General features: G+C 66.6%; 14 protein-coding genes. 3 read left to right on the top strand and 11 right to left on the bottom strand.

All coding sequences use genetic code 11. From position 1 onward, the window contains the following. Positions 1 to 14 precede the first annotated feature (14 nt). The 8 genes from rplT to ABU113_RS02580 form a co-directional block, all read right to left on the bottom strand. On the bottom strand, positions 15 to 377 hold the full coding sequence (gene rplT, locus ABU113_RS02615) for a 50S ribosomal protein L20 (RefSeq protein ID WP_454557916.1): 363 nt from the start codon (positions 375 to 377) through the stop codon (positions 15 to 17). Positions 378 to 399: 22 nt separating this feature from the next. After that, positions 400 to 603, bottom strand: coding sequence for a 50S ribosomal protein L35 (rpmI, locus tag ABU113_RS02610; RefSeq protein ID WP_454557915.1), 204 nt, complete (start codon positions 601 to 603; stop codon positions 400 to 402). A gap of 154 nt (positions 604 to 757) precedes the next feature. Next, the gene (locus ABU113_RS02605) at positions 758 to 2257 is read right to left on the bottom strand and encodes a diguanylate cyclase domain-containing protein (protein ID WP_454557914.1); all 1500 of its coding nucleotides are present in this window, start codon (positions 2255 to 2257) and stop codon (positions 758 to 760) included. A gap of 139 nt (positions 2258 to 2396) precedes the next feature. After that, positions 2397 to 2675 carry a translation initiation factor IF-1 gene (gene infA / locus ABU113_RS02600; RefSeq protein ID WP_454557913.1) on the bottom strand — a complete coding sequence of 93 codons (279 nt, stop codon included), beginning with the start codon at positions 2673 to 2675 and terminating at the stop codon, positions 2397 to 2399. A 65-nt stretch (positions 2676 to 2740) separates the two neighbouring features. Beyond that, a complete protein-coding gene (locus ABU113_RS02595; RefSeq protein WP_454557912.1) occupies positions 2741 to 2950 on the bottom strand; it encodes a cold-shock protein in 210 nt (69 codons plus the stop codon). Between the two features lie 203 nt (positions 2951 to 3153). Further along, positions 3154 to 3561 carry a VOC family protein gene (locus tag ABU113_RS02590; protein ID WP_454557911.1) on the bottom strand — a complete coding sequence of 136 codons (408 nt, stop codon included), beginning with the start codon at positions 3559 to 3561 and terminating at the stop codon, positions 3154 to 3156. A 20-nt stretch (positions 3562 to 3581) separates the two neighbouring features. After that, positions 3582 to 4352 carry a histidinol-phosphatase gene (hisN, locus tag ABU113_RS02585; RefSeq protein ID WP_454558022.1) on the bottom strand — a complete coding sequence of 257 codons (771 nt, stop codon included), beginning with the start codon at positions 4350 to 4352 and terminating at the stop codon, positions 3582 to 3584. A gap of 265 nt (positions 4353 to 4617) precedes the next feature. Continuing rightward, a complete protein-coding gene (locus tag ABU113_RS02580; protein ID WP_454557910.1) occupies positions 4618 to 6078 on the bottom strand; it encodes a coniferyl aldehyde dehydrogenase in 1461 nt (486 codons plus the stop codon). A 245-nt stretch (positions 6079 to 6323) separates the two neighbouring features. Between ABU113_RS02580 and ABU113_RS02575 the strand changes: the two genes are divergently transcribed. Next, positions 6324 to 7904 (top strand): ABC-F family ATP-binding cassette domain-containing protein, encoded by a 1581-nt coding sequence (locus ABU113_RS02575; protein WP_454557909.1) that lies wholly within the window; start codon positions 6324 to 6326, stop codon positions 7902 to 7904. A gap of 39 nt (positions 7905 to 7943) precedes the next feature. Here ABU113_RS02575 and ABU113_RS02570 read toward each other — a convergent pair whose 3' ends face one another. From ABU113_RS02570 to ABU113_RS02560, 3 genes are all read right to left on the bottom strand, one after another. After that, positions 7944 to 9095, bottom strand: coding sequence for an acyl-CoA dehydrogenase family protein (locus tag ABU113_RS02570; RefSeq protein WP_454557908.1), 1152 nt, complete (start codon positions 9093 to 9095; stop codon positions 7944 to 7946). Between the two features lie 299 nt (positions 9096 to 9394). Continuing rightward, a complete protein-coding gene (locus ABU113_RS02565) occupies positions 9395 to 10336 on the bottom strand; it encodes a hydrogen peroxide-inducible genes activator (RefSeq protein WP_454557907.1) in 942 nt (313 codons plus the stop codon). A 261-nt stretch (positions 10337 to 10597) separates the two neighbouring features. Next, on the bottom strand, positions 10598 to 11350 hold the full coding sequence (locus ABU113_RS02560; protein ID WP_454557906.1) for a sulfite exporter TauE/SafE family protein: 753 nt from the start codon (positions 11348 to 11350) through the stop codon (positions 10598 to 10600). Between the two features lie 297 nt (positions 11351 to 11647). Here ABU113_RS02560 and ABU113_RS02555 point away from each other — a divergent pair, with 297 nt between their 5' ends. Further along, positions 11648 to 12928 carry a dicarboxylate/amino acid:cation symporter gene (locus ABU113_RS02555; RefSeq protein WP_454557905.1) on the top strand — a complete coding sequence of 427 codons (1281 nt, stop codon included), beginning with the start codon at positions 11648 to 11650 and terminating at the stop codon, positions 12926 to 12928. A gap of 95 nt (positions 12929 to 13023) precedes the next feature. Further along, positions 13024 to 13755 (top strand): serine O-acetyltransferase EpsC, encoded by a 732-nt coding sequence (gene epsC, locus ABU113_RS02550; protein WP_454557904.1) that lies wholly within the window; start codon positions 13024 to 13026, stop codon positions 13753 to 13755. The last annotated feature ends 181 nt before the right edge of the window (positions 13756 to 13936 follow it).

The raw sequence follows: 13936 nt of genomic DNA, 5'->3' as shown, positions 1-13936 counted from the left end.
CTCGGGAAAACGGCTTACGCCGCGCTCAGGGCCGACTGCGCCTTTTCGACGAGCGCCTTGAAGCTTGCCGGTTCGCGGGTGGCGATGTCCGAGAGCACCTTGCGGTCGACCTCGATGCCGGCCAGCTTCAGGCCGTTCATGAAACGACCGTAGGTCATGCCCAGCTCGCGGCAACCGGCATTGATGCGCTGGATCCAGAGCGCCCGGAACGTGCGCTTCTTCGCCTTGCGATCGCGATAAGCGTACTGGCCGGCCTTCTCGACCGCCTGACGCGCAACCTTGATGGTGGACTTGCGGCGGCCATAATAGCCCTTCGCTGCGTCCAGAACCCGCTTGTGACGGGCATGAGCGGCTTGACCGCGCTTCACACGTGCCATGTCAGTTCTCCTCTAGCCTGTCTCAATCGAGCCCGTAGGGCGCCCACTTTTTCACGGTGCGCGTATCGGCGTCGGAGAGCACGGACGTGCCGCGGTTCTGACGGATATAGTTGGCGGTGTGGCTGATCAGGCGGTGGCGCTTGCCGGCGACACCATGCTTGATCTTGCCGGTGGCGGTGATCTTGAAACGCTTCTTGACCCCGCTCTTGGTCTTCAACTTGGGCATTTTGCATTACCTCCTAAGGACTTGACAGTCCCCGTCTAGAGTCGCGTTACAGATCGCCACGGCAGCCCATACCGGCCGGGCGATCCCACGAAGGCAGGGGCTATACACAAGACCACCGGGCGAGGCAAGGCGACAGTTGCGCCCGCCCCCGCCGTCAGATGATATAGTCGGACGACGATGCGCCGCCGGACCGCGCCACCGCCTCGCTCGCGTCACCATAGACGCACAGCCGGCTCCGGCCGCCGTCCTTGGCCTGATAAAGCGCGATGTCGGCCAGCCGCAGCAACCGTTCCGGATCATCGGTATGCAGCGGGTAGAGCGACGCCCCGATGCTGACGCCAATCTCCACCAGTCGCCCCTCGACCAGAAAGGGCGCGGCGAAAGCGGCGATCAGCCGTCGCGCCACCGTTCGCACGTCGTCGACACAACCGACGGCCGGCAGAATGACAGCGAATTCATCGCCGCCCAGCCGAGCCGGACTGCCCCGCGCACCAAGAGTGGCGGCCAGCCGTGCCGCCACCTGCCGCAGCAGCTCGTCACCAACGGCATGGCCGAAACTGTCATTGACCGGCTTGAACCGATCAAGGTCGAGCATCAGCAACCCGATGCAGGCCCCGCTGGGGTCGCGGCCGGCCAGCGCCGCCTTGAACTGCGCCTGGAAGGCCAGCCGGTTGGGCAGGCCGGTGAGCGGGTCCTGGTGGGCCAGCCGCGCAATCGCCGTCGTTTCCGCCTTGTGGTCGGTGATATCGGTGACGATCGCCACCAGATGGCCCGAGGGGGTCGCGCGCTCCGTGACCTGCAGCCAGCGGCCGCTCGCCAGCGGCAGTTCATAACAGCCACCGGTCCGGTGGCCGGCCATGCGGGCGCGGGTGCGCTCCAGCACCTCCGGTGCCAGCGGCGCGAAGATCCGCTGCTCCTTGCCCCTCGTCATCAGCTCCGCAAAGCCGATGCCCGGCCGGATGATCGGCTCGACCCCGGCGAACAGGCTGACCAGCCGTTGATTGTAGTGCAGCAGATGATCGTCGGCGCTCCACAACGCGAAGCCCTCGCTGATGCTGTCCACCGCGTCATGCAGCATGAAGCGGGCCTCGTGCAGCTCCTCGGCCATGGCGATCGCATCGGCGGCCTGCTGTTCCAGCCGCCGGGAGACGAACTGCAATTCAGCCACCTTGGCCTCCAGCGCGTTCTTGGCCTGCGCCAGCTCGCCCTGAAGGGCTCGCCTTTCGGTAACATCGCGCACCGAGGCGAGGATCAGCCGGGAGTCGCCCATGGAAATCGGGCTGAGCCCGATCTCGACCGGGATCAGCCGGCCATCACGCGCGCGGGCGAGCAGATCCTGGGTCTGGCCCATCGGGCGCGGCGTCGAATCGCGCTTGAAGCCGTTGCGGTAGCCAACATGACGGGCGCGCAGCGATTCCGGCACCAGCAGCTCGATGGAGGCCCCCACCAGTTCTTCCTGGCTGTAGCCGAACAGCCGCTCGCACTGGGTATTGGCAAGCACGATGCAGGCCGCTTCATCCACCAGGACCAACGCATCGGGCGCATGATCGATCAACCGGGCAAACAGCTCGCGCTCCTGCACGGCGTTGGCTGTCGCCTCCACCTCCAGATGTTCGCCATATGGCTTGAGTTGCAACTCGGCCCGAAGCGGCATCGTGGTCATCCCCTATGCTCTCAGGGGATGCGTCCCCAGTCGTTATCCAAACAGATAGCGACTGAAAATTAGTAAAAGGCTAAAATAATCGGATTTGACTATCCAGCTGGTGAGCAGCCCCGGGCCGGCTCACCGCGCCTCAGCGCCGCTTGAACTGCCCGCGCGCCGGCGGACGGCCGGTCGCCGCCATCGAGCGCTCGTCCTTGTGACGGAACACCAGGCGCCCCTTGTCGAGGTCGTAGGGCGACATCTCGACAGTCACGCGGTCACCCGCCAGGGTCTTGATGCGGTTCTTCTTCATCTTGCCGGCGGTGTAGGCGATCACCGTGTGGCCGCTGTCCAGCTCGACGCGAAAGCGCGCGTCCGGCAGCACCTCGATCACCAGCCCTTCGAAGGGCAATAGTTCTTCCTTGGCCATAAGCCTTCTCCGTTCGAGAAAAGGTGGATGGCGGGCGGGCGTCGCGCCCTGCCCGCCGGCCAAGCTCAGACGGTCTGCAAGTTGACAGCCGAGACCTTGTTGGAACGCTGATCGGTCTGCAGTTCGAAGCCGATCTTGTCGCCTTCGTTCAGCGAACGCATGCCAGCGCGCTCCAGCGCCGTGGCGTGGACGAACACGTCCTTGCCGCCATCATCCGGCTGAATGAAGCCGTAACCTTTTTGACCATTGTACCATTTCACGGTGCCAGTCTGCATGGGACTATCTTTCGTAGAGAGAAAACGATGCGCGGGGCAGCACGATGCCACCTCGCACGACGCAAGATTTGGTGAGATAATCCGATCGCCCCGGGCTAGGCCCGGCCTTGCGGCCCAATCGTCCGGCCAAATGCGCGCGCACCATAACCTCAGGCGGGACCATTTTGCAAGCAACCCGCGCCTGTTCGCGACCGGACCGCCCGTCAGTCCTGGCCGAGCGGCTGTCCGAAGCTGAACTCGACCACCCGGCCATCAGGGTCGCATACACCACAATAGGTCCCCACGGGCGGTGGATTATCGGTCACCGGCCAGGCCAGCAGGCCGGCGGCGGCGGCGCGCCCGGCCGTGGCCTCGACCGCGTCCCGGCTGTCCAGCGCGATGCCCAGATGGCTGAAATCACCAGCCGCCTGACGGTCGACGTGGCCGCCGGGAATCAGCACGATAACGAAACGACTATCCTGCCCCGGCTGCGCCAGCCACACCACCCGGTGCCCGGTACCGGCATCAATGCGGTCGTGCGCCAGGTGCATCCCGCACCAGTCGCGGTAGAATGCGATGCTGGCGTCGAGATCGCGGACATGCAGGGCGATGTGGGTCAACCGTGCGGCCATGCCTGCACAGTACGCGCGGTTCAGCCGGCTGTCGCGCCCAGAATGGCGTCCAGCAGCCGGGGGTCACCGCAGGCCAGCACCCGGCCATCGCTGTCATGCCCCAGCGGTTTGCCCGACCAGTCGGTGATGATGCCGCCGGCGCCCTGCACCACTGGCACCAGTGCGGCATAGTCGTAAAGCTTGAGATCCGCCTCGATCACCAGATCGAGAAAGCCCGACGCCAGCAGGCCATAGTTGATGCAGTCGCCGCCATAGAGCGTGGTGCGGGCGCCATCACGGAACGCCTCGAACACCCGGCGCTCCTGTTCCGAGAACATCTCCGGGCTGGTGGTGGCCAGCAGCGCCTGGCTGAGCGCCGGGCAGGCGCGGGTGCGCGCCGGCGCGTTGTTGAACCATGTCATCTGGCCCTTGACGCCGATCCAGCGGTCGCCGGTGATCGGCTGATCGATGATGCCGACCACCGGCATCCCCTCCCACAGCAGCGCGATCAGGGTGCCGAAGATCGGCCGGCCGGCGATGAACGACTTGGTACCGTCAATGGGGTCCAGCACCCACACCCAGTCGGCGCCTTCCCGTTCGCGGCCATGTTCCTCGCCGATGATGCCATCGCCGGGGCGCTCGCGGTTGATCAGCGCCCGCATGGCGGCTTCCGCCTCACGGTCGGCGATGGTGACCGGCGTCGCGTCGGCCTTGGTGTCGACCTCCACTGGCGACCGGTAGTAGCGGCGGGTGACCGGGCGCGCGGCGTCGGCCAGGCTGACGGCGAAATCGATGATGTCCTGCGGGATCAGGACCATGGGATCGGACACGAAGGCTCTCGCTGCAATGGACACGCGCTCTCTCCCATCGACGGCAGGGGCCGTCAAGTTAATCGACGGCAGGGGCCGTCAAGTTAATCGACGGCAGGGGCCGTCGAGTTAATCAACGGTTGCGGTCGCTGAGGTTAGAGATTTCGAGCCGATTGCGGCGTATCGATGCGCCTGCGCAGCGATATTTCACCCTGGCGTCACGATCAGAGGCCCGGCCCCGGCTGACGCCGGGATCAGGCCGCCGTCGTTACTTGCGGATTTCCCGCGCCAGCGTCTTGTCCAGCGCCGGACCGTAGGGCGGCTTGACGCCACCGAGCTTGGCGACGTCGACCCCGGTCTGGCGGAACACCGCCTTGGCGTGGCTGAACGTCTTGAAGCCATCGAAGCCGTGATAGGCGCCCATGCCGGCGGGACCGACGCCGCCGAACGGCAGGTCTTCCTGGCTGACGTGGAACACCACGTCATTGACGGTGACGCCACCCGAGGTCGTGCGATCGAGCACCCGGCGCTGCTCGGCGGCGTCGGTACCGAAATAGTAGAGACCCAGCGGACGCGGATGGGCATTGACGTAGTCGATGGCCTCGTCAACCTGCCGGTAGGTCATCACCGGCAGCACCGGGCCGAAAATCTCGTCCTGCATCACCTTCATCTGGTCATGAACGTCGCGCAGGATGGTCAGCGGCAGCTTGTTGGTGCCCTGCTGCTGGCTGAAGTCCTCGCCCGCCGGATTGACCGTGATCGCCCGCGCGCCCTTGGCGGTGGCGTCCGTCACGTAGGATTCGATGCGCTCGCGGTGGCGCGGGTTGACGACCGAGGTGTAATCCGGATTGCCGACCAGCGTCGGGTAGAATTTCGCCGCGCTCTGCGCCAGGGCATCGGTCAGCGCGTCGGCCTTCTCCTCGGGCACCAGCATATAGTCCGGCGCCAGGCAGATCTGCCCGGCGTTGAGCATCTTGCCCACCACCACCCGCTCGGCGGTCCGGGCGATGTCGGCCGACCGACTGACGATCACCGGCGACTTGCCGCCCAGCTCCAGCGTCACCGGCACCAGGTTGTCGGCCGCCGCGCGCATCACATGGCGGCCCACCGAGGTGGCGCCGGTGAACAGCAGATGGTCGAACGGCAGGCCGGAGAAGGCCTGACCGACCTCCGGGCCGCCGGTGAAGGTCGCCACCTCGGTCTCGTCGTAGACGGAAGCGAACAGCTCCTTCATCAACTCGGAGGTGATCGGCGTGTACTCCGACGGCTTGATCATCGCCCGATTGCCGGCAGCGAACACGCCGGCCAGCGGCCCGAAGGTCAGCTGTACCGGGAAGTTCCACGGACTGATGATGCCGACCACCCCCAGCGGCTGATACTCCACCCACGCCTTGGCGCCGAGCAGGTTGAACGGGAAGTTGGGCCGGCGCTTGTCGGGGCGCATCCAGCGGTCAAGATGCTTGAGCGCCTGCTTGAGCGGGCCGATGGAACCGGCGATGTCGGTCAGACGCGACATCGGCGTCGGGCGGTGGCCGAAATCCGCCGCCATGGCGTCAACCAGCCGCTTCTCATGGTCCACCAGCAGGTCGATGGCGCGGCGCAGCCGGTCCTTGCGGATCGCCGCCGGCACCGGGCTGTCTTTCAGGTGCGCCGCCTTCTGCCGCTCCAGCACCCGCAGCATGGCCTCCCGCGCCTCCACCGCAGACAAATCGTTCACCTTCGTTGCCATGGTCCACTCCCCCGCTTGTCTGGTTCAGTACAGGTCTATTTTGATTACCACTCAGAATAGTCCAGCCCCATGCGGTGCGCCAGTCCGCAATTCAGCCCCCCCCGCCGGCGTCGGGCTTCCCCCCTGCCGAGCGACGGCCAGCGAATTGCCGGTGGCGTCGGCGCGTCGAGCCTCTATAAGCGCCGGGCGGCGGGATGTTTGTGCACCCGCGAACCGTTAACGAACAGGACGACAGGCCCCGCCCGATGATCAGCTTCGACAAGGTAACGCTCCGGCGCGGCGCCAAGCTGCTGTTCGAGAAGGGCAGCTTCAACCTCAATGCCGGCGAAAAGATGGGTCTGGTGGGCGGCAACGGCACCGGCAAGTCGAGCCTGTTTGCCTTGCTGCGTCATGAACTGCTGCCGGAAGCTGGCAACGTCGAGTTCCCCGACCGCTGGACGGTCGCCCACGTCGCCCAGGAGATCGAGGAGACCGAGCGGGCGGCACTCGACTTCGTCATCGACGGCGACGTCGAGCTGCGCCAGCTGGAGGCCCGGCTGGCCAAGGCGGAAGCCGACGACGACGGCTACGAGATCGCCGAGGTGCATGGCGAGTTCATGCGCATCGACGCCTACTCGGCCGAACGCCGCGCCGCCGACCTGATGCTGGGGCTGGGCTTCGACGAGGAAGCGCAGTACCGGACCGTCTCGTCCTTCTCCGGCGGCTGGCGGATGCGCCTCAACCTCGCCCGCGCGCTGATGTGCCGCTCGGACCTGCTGCTGCTCGACGAGCCGACCAACCACCTCGACCTGGAGGCCATCCTGTGGCTGCAGGACTGGCTGAAGGCCTACGAGGGCACGGTGCTGCTGATCAGCCACGACCGCAACTTCCTCGACGCGGTGGTCGACCGCATCCTGGAGATTTCCGGCCAGAAGCTCACCCTCTACACCGGCACCTACTCGGACTATGAGCGCCAGCGCGCCGAGCGACTGATGCAGCAGCAGGCGATGTTCGAGAAGCAGCAGCGCCAGATCGCCCACATCGAGAGCTTCATCACCCGCTTCCGCGCCAAGGCCACCAAGGCGCGCCAGGCACAGAGCCGCATCAAGGCGCTGGCCAAGCTGGAGCGGGTCGCCGCCGCCCACGTCGACACCCCCTTCACCTTCTCCTTCCGCGAACCGGAAGGCATGGCCAGCGCGCTGTTCGAGACCACCAAGGCGTCGATCGGCTATGGCGACAAGACCATCCTGTCCAACGTTTCGGTACGTATCGGCGGCGGCACCCGCGTCGGCCTGCTGGGCCGCAACGGCGCCGGCAAGTCGACGCTGATCAAGCTGATCGCCGGTGAGCTGGAGGCGCAGTCCGGCGAGGTCAAGCGCGACCGCAAGGCCAAGCTCGGCTACTTCGCCCAGCATCAGCTGGAACTGCTGCGGCCGGACCAGTCGCCGCTGTGGCACATGAAGCAGGTGGCGCCCAACGCGCGCGAGCAGGAGCTGCGGACCTACCTCGGCACCTTCGACTTCACCGACAAGACGGCGTTCCAGGAGACCGGCACCATGTCCGGCGGCGAGAAATCGCGCCTGGTGCTGGCGACGATCATCTGGAACCGCCCCAACCTGCTGCTGCTCGACGAGCCGACCAACCACCTCGACCTGGAGGTGCGCGCGGCCCTGACGCTGGCGTTGCAGGACTTCACCGGCGCTGTGGTGCTGGTCAGCCACGACACCGCGCTGATCGAGACGGTGGTCGACAATTACTGGCTGATCGACAAGGGGCGCGTCTCGCCGTTCGACGGCGACCTCGCCGACTACAAGGCCTACCGCATCCAGGCCGACCGCGCGGGGTGATGCCGTCGCGTTCGCCGTCGAGCGAGTGTAGCACCCCCCTCAGGCCAGCGGATGGTTGGGTTCCAGCCCGAGCTGGTGGCGCCCCACCAGTTCGCGCGTCGCGTCCCAATCCCAGAAGGCGTGGGTGCACAAGGTGTTGAGGTCGCGCCAGTAACGCTGGATCGGCCGATCGTGATGGAAACTCGACGAGCCGGCACGCGACATCATCTGGTTGACACTGTCGAGGCACAGCCGCGACAGGAACGCCACCTTGGCCTTCAGGTCGAGCCGCTGCTCCAGCGTGAAGGGCTCCTTGCGCGCCAGGGCCGTGGTGCGGGCAACCGTCAGCCGCGCCAGGTCGGACGCCATCTGGGTGGCGATGCGGGCCTCGCCCAGCATGATGTGGAAATGCTGCTGGTCCTTGACCACCGCGCCGCTGAAATTGCGCACCCGCCGCGTGACAGTGGCCTCGAACTCCTCGTACGCCCCGCGCAGACCGCCTGACAGCACCCCGGAGATGGTGTTGTAGGCGATCGGCAGCATTGGAATGGAATAGAGCGGATTGTCATAACGCAGCGAGGCTTCCGTCGGCCCCTGGCCGAACTCGGCGTGTTCGATGGCGCGGTGCTCGGGCACGAACACCTCTTCGAGCACGATGTCGTTACTGCCCGTGGCGGCCATGCCGGCGAAGTGCCAGACGTCGGCGACCTTGGCGTCGGCCGCCGGCAGCAGGAACAGCCGCGAGGCGGCCTCGTCGATCCCGCTCACCAACACCCAGTCGGCGTGCATGATGCCGCTGCCCCACGGCGCGCGACCACTGACCAGCCAGCCACCGTCGACCCGTTTGGCTTTCATCGTCGCGGCGTTGGCCGCCGGCAGCAACGCGAAGCCGCGCGGGCCGAACACTTCTTCCTGCACCCGCTCGTTCATCTTGGTGATGTAGAGGTTGTGGTTGATGTAGAAGGACGCGATCCAGCCGGTGGACATGCAGGCGCCGCTGATGATTTCCACCACCTCGACCATGGTGGCGAGGTCGGCCTCCGCCCCGCCCCAGCGGCGCGGCACCAGCATCTGGATGATGCCGGCGTCGATCAGCTCGCGGATGCTGTCGTCATGCGGCCGGCGCAACTGCTCGGCTTGTGCCGCCCGCGCCTTGATCCCCGGGGCCAGCGCCCTGGCGCGCGCGATCAGTTCCTCGTCTTTCCCCGCCATGGCATCCCTCCCTGCTGGCGCACCGTCGTGGAATGCCTCCTGTTTTTGCCTGGCGACCCGTTCTGCAAGAGGCTCCCAAGGGCTAACCCGACACCCTGCGGCGGCTGCGTCGCCGGATGTGGATTGGCCGCCTGTCGGATGCCGGGGTCGGTCCGCCCCCACCACGGCCACCGGCCGGCCGCCGGTGTGGCGACGCCGGGTCTCGCGGAATCAGGCCGCCACCGCTTACCGTTCAAGATTGACGGGGCGCGACAACCAATGGCCGAGTGCCCATGTGCCGGGAGTGATCGTGTCCGACGTCACACCGCTGCGAGCGTCGCCGGTGCGACGGCGTCGGTCCGCAGCTCATCGTGGGCCGCGCGCAGGAAGCCGGCGAGCAGACGGAACTCCTCGTCGCGCGGGCTGCGCCGGCGCCACACCAGCGCGATGCGCCGGGTGGTGTGGTCCGACGCCAGCGGCCGGGTGACCACGTCGGTGCCCTCCAGGATGCCGGCATCGATCGCCATCTGCGGCAGCAGGGTGAGGCCCAGCCGGTTGTCCACCATCTGCACCAGCGTGTGCAGCGAGGTGCCGAGGATGGCGCGGTCGCCGCGCAGGTCCGGCCGTTCGCAGGCCGCCAGCGAATGGTCGCGCAGGCAGTGGCCGTCCTCCAGCAGCAGCAGATGCTCGTTGTCCAGCGTCGAGGGCAGCACGGCGCTGGTGGTCGCCGGCAGGTCCTGCCTGTGGAAGGCGGCGACCAGCGTGTCGTCGAACAGCTCCGCCACCTCGACGTCGCCGCACGGATAGGGCAGCGCCAGCAGCACGCAGTCGACATGCCCGCGCGCCAGCGCGTCGCAGGCGACGTGGCTCATCTCCTCGCGCAGGTAGAGCTTCAGCTCGGGATAGGCGGCGCGCAGGCCCGGCAGCACCTTGGGCAGAAAGAACGGCGCGATGGTGGGGATCACCCCCAGCCGCAGCTCCCCGGCCAGCGGCTTGCCGGCAGCACGTGCCAGATGGGCAATTTCCGTCGCCTCTCGAAGAACCAAGTAGGCCTTGCGGGCGATCTTCTCGCCCAGCGGCGTGAACCGCACCACCCGCTTGGTGCGCTCGACCAGGGCGGCGTCCAGCGCCGTTTCCAGCTCGCGCAGGCCGGCCGACAGGGTGGACTGGGTGACGAAGCAGGCCTCCGCCGCCTTGCCGAAATGGCCATGCTCGAACAGGGCGGTGAGATATTGCAGCTGCTTGATGGTCGGCAGGATCATGATCGATACTTTCGATTTATTTCTGCATTATATGCATATTTTACGATAAGTCCAGCCTGAAGGACGCGCCGGCGCGCGCCCTGATCCCGCCTGCCCGGCCTGACGTCGGCCTGCCGGGCCTGACGAAAGCTTGACCTGACCAATGCGCACCCGTACCGCCGCGCTCCTGCGGCACGTTTCGGACGTAGAGGTTGCGGCGATGAGCAGCGATCCCCGTGGGACCTAAACCCGGCTGGGCGCCGCCGGGAGGCAGGGCCGGGCCTAAAGCAGCGTCTGGGCCAGCCGGTAGACGCTGGTGACAATGACCAGCAGGCCGACACCGACCATCAACGTCTTGGCCGGCAGCTGGCGGGCGAAGCGGGCGGCGAACGGCGCCGCGATGATGGCGCCGATCAGCAGCCCGAGCACCGCCTTGGAGAAGTTTTCCAGCCCGATGTGGTGCGCCAGCATCAGCGATACGACAAGCGCTACCACCGTCTCGGCCAGATTGCCCGACCCCACAGCATAACGCGGGTTGGCGCCCAGCGCGATCAGGTTGCTGGTGACCAGCGGCCCCCACACGCCGGCGGTGGCTTCCAGGAAGCCGCCGGCGGTGCCGACCATGGCGGTACGCTTGTGGCCGACATGCACCTGGATGTGCCGGAAGGCCCGCCAGACGATATAGACGCCGACCCCGATCAGATAAACGGCAATCACCGGCTTGAGGATGTCGGAGGGCATCCGTGTCAGCACCAGCACCCCGACAACGCCCCCCACCGAACCGCAGACAGCGAGCAGACCGAAGAGCTTCCAGTCGATGTTCTTGTGGCTGATGTGGGCCAGCCCGGACGCCGAGCCGGTAAATATCTTGGCGCCATTGACACTGGCCGACACCACCGCATGCGGCACGCCCATGCCGGTGAGCACGGTATAACTGATGACACCGAAGCCCATGCCCAGCGCGCCGTCGAACAGCTGCGCGACAAAGCCGATCGCGACAAAGATCAGGGTATCGGCGGCAAACAGATCCGGCACGCGGTAAGGATTCCCCAGTTGATACCCAGATCAGGGCGGCGTCTGAACGGCGCGACCCTAACGGCTGCCCCTCTCGCGGCGCAACACAGATTTGCTGACGCATCGACAAGCTAAGCTTGGAAGCCGGCAAACCTCCGGGCCATCCCGGCACCAGACACAGGCCGCCGCGCGCGCGAAACCCGGCGACCGCGGCGGGAGCCGGAACGACCAGCCACGACGGGACCGGACTTGCACTCGCTCCGGGCGCCGCCTATCCGTGGTGCGGACAGTCTTACAACACGCCAGGGGGGCAGCGACATGTCGCGGCGTTTCACCGTCTACATCGTGATCGGCATGCTGCTGGGCATCATCGTTGGTTATATCGGCCATGCCTACAGTGCCGATGCGGACCAGGCCAAGACCTTGGCCGGCTACTTCTCCATCCTCACCGACATCTTCCTGCGGCTGATCAAGATGATCATCGCGCCGCTGGTGTTCTCGACGCTGGTGGTCGGCATCGCCCACATGGAGGACTCCGCGTCGGTCGGCCGGGTCGGCGTGAAAACCATGGCCTGGTTCATCGGCGCCTCGCTGGTATCGCTGACACTCGGGCTCATACTGGTGCATCTGTTCTCGCCTGGCGCCGGCCTGTCGCTGCCGCTGCCCGAGGCAGGAGCGGACGCCGGCATCAAGACGACCTCGCTCAACCTCCGTGAGTTCATCACCCACGTCTTCCCGCGATCGTTCATCGAGGCGATGGCGAACAACGAGATTTTGCAGATCGTCGTGTTCTCGATCTTCGTCGGCACCGCCATTGCCGCGCTGGGGGACAAGGCGCGCGGGCTGGCCCATATCGCCGAGCAGATGGCGGAAGTGATGCTAACCATCACCGGCTACGTGATGAAGCTCGCGCCGCTGGCGGTGTTCGCGGCGGTGGCCGCCACTATCACCACCCAGGGGCTGGGTGTGCTGCTGACTTACGGCAAGTTCATCGGCAGTTTTTATGTGGCGCTGGCGGTACTGTGGCTGGTGCTGGTGGGCGCCGGCTTCGTCGTGCTGGGGTCCCGCATCCGCGGCCTGGTGCGGGCGATGCGCGATCCGCTGCTGCTGGCCTTCTCCACCGCCAGTTCGGAGGCCGCGTACCCGCGCATCCTCGAACGGCTGGAGCATTTCGGCGTGTCGAAGCGCATCTCCAGCTTCGTGCTGCCGCTGGGCTACTCCTTCAACCTCGATGGCTCGATGATGTACTGCACCTTCGCGGCGCTGTTCATCGCCCAGGTCTATGGCATCGAGCTCAGCCTAGGCCAGCAGATCACCATGCTGCTGCTGCTGATGGTGACGTCGAAGGGCATGGCCGGGGTGCCGCGCGCCTCGCTGGTGGTGATCGCCGCCACCCTGCCGGTGTTCCATATCCCCGAGGAGGGCCTGCTGCTGGTGCTGGCGGTGGACCAGTTCCTCGACATGGGCCGCTCCGCCACCAACGTCGTCGGCAACTCGGTGGCCACCGCCGTGGTCGCCAAGTGGGAAAAGCAACTCGGGCCCGGCCACGCGAGCGCGGATCCGGGCGCCGGCATCGACCCAACTGTCCGCCATTCATGAACAATCCGTCCCATTTCAGGAGCGTTGTTGGCGATTGCAGGCCGACACCAATTCTGACATAAGCCAGGCTCAAGGAAGATTGTGGGGAGCCTGCCATGATGCACGCGCTCGTGGCCTATCTGGACTCGATCAAGGCGCGCGATCCGGCCCCGCGCAGCCGCTGGGAAGTGCTGCTTTATGCCGGCGTCCACGCGGTGGCGCTGCACCGGGTCGCCCACTGGCTGTTTGAAGCGCACCTGTTCTGGCTGGCCCGGCTGGTGTCGCAGTTCAGCCGCTTCCTCACCGGCATCGAGATTCACCCCGGCGCCCGCATCGGCCGCAACTTCTTCATCGACCACGGCATGGGCGTGGTGATCGGCGAGACCGCCGAGATCGGCGATGATGTCACCATGTACCAGGGCATCACGCTGGGCGGCGTCGACCCCTCCTCGGGCAAGGGCGGCAAGCGCCACCCGACCATCGGCGACGGCGCCATCATCGGCGCCAACGCGCAGATTCTCGGCCCGATCACCGTCGGCACCCGGGCGCGCATCGGCGCCAACGCGGTGGTGACCAAGGACGTGGCGGACGGCGCCACCATGGTCGGCAACCCGGCCAAGCCGGTGCTGATGGACGCCAAGGTGTTCGCGCAGGACTTCATGGCCTACGGCACCCCGTGCGACGAGAAGTACGACCCGCAGACCCAGAAGTTCGACATCCTGCGCTGCGAGATGGAGCGTCTGCGCGCCCGCTTGGCCGCGCTGGAGAGCGAGCAGACCGGCCGCCTGCCCGCCCCGGCCGCCCCGGCCAATGGCGACGACGACGCGCCGCGGCATTCCGTCGGCTGAGCCGACAAGTCTGCGAACCTCGGCTGAGCCGACAGGCCGGCCTTCCGTGGGCTGAGCCCACAAGTCGGCATTCCGTGGGCTAAGCCCACAAGTCGGCATTCCGTCGGCTGAGCCCACAAGCGCCATTCCGTGGGCTGAGCCCCCCCCCAAATCCGTCCCGGAAAGTTGATCTAGGTCGCTG

This window comes from Parapedomonas caeni (assembly GCF_041060555.1).
Lineage (GTDB): Bacteria > Pseudomonadota > Alphaproteobacteria > Sphingomonadales > Sphingomonadaceae > CAUJIW01.
Note: the sequence above shows the minus strand (reverse complement) of the source record. Positions and strands in the feature narration are given on the sequence as shown.

Excerpts from the sequence above, each read along its gene's own strand:
- rplT (WP_454557916.1), bottom strand. The coding sequence starts at position 377 with ATGGCACGTGTGAAGCGCGGTCAAGCCGCTCATGCCCGTCACAAGCGG.
- rpmI (WP_454557915.1), bottom strand. The coding sequence starts at position 603 with ATGCCCAAGTTGAAGACCAAGAGCGGGGTCAAGAAGCGTTTCAAGATC.
- ABU113_RS02605 (WP_454557914.1), bottom strand. The coding sequence starts at position 2,257 with ATGCCGCTTCGGGCCGAGTTGCAACTCAAGCCATATGGCGAACATCTG.
- infA (WP_454557913.1), bottom strand. The coding sequence starts at position 2,675 with ATGGCCAAGGAAGAACTATTGCCCTTCGAAGGGCTGGTGATCGAGGTG.
- ABU113_RS02595 (WP_454557912.1), bottom strand. The coding sequence starts at position 2,950 with ATGCAGACTGGCACCGTGAAATGGTACAATGGTCAAAAAGGTTACGGC.
- ABU113_RS02590 (WP_454557911.1), bottom strand. The coding sequence starts at position 3,561 with ATGGCCGCACGGTTGACCCACATCGCCCTGCATGTCCGCGATCTCGAC.
- ABU113_RS02580 (WP_454557910.1), bottom strand. The coding sequence starts at position 6,078 with ATGGCAACGAAGGTGAACGATTTGTCTGCGGTGGAGGCGCGGGAGGCC.
- ABU113_RS02575 (WP_454557909.1), top strand. The coding sequence starts at position 6,324 with ATGATCAGCTTCGACAAGGTAACGCTCCGGCGCGGCGCCAAGCTGCTG.
- ABU113_RS02570 (WP_454557908.1), bottom strand. The coding sequence starts at position 9,095 with ATGGCGGGGAAAGACGAGGAACTGATCGCGCGCGCCAGGGCGCTGGCC.
- ABU113_RS02565 (WP_454557907.1), bottom strand. The coding sequence starts at position 10,336 with ATGATCCTGCCGACCATCAAGCAGCTGCAATATCTCACCGCCCTGTTC.
- ABU113_RS02555 (WP_454557905.1), top strand. The coding sequence starts at position 11,648 with ATGTCGCGGCGTTTCACCGTCTACATCGTGATCGGCATGCTGCTGGGC.
- epsC (WP_454557904.1), top strand. The coding sequence starts at position 13,024 with ATGATGCACGCGCTCGTGGCCTATCTGGACTCGATCAAGGCGCGCGAT.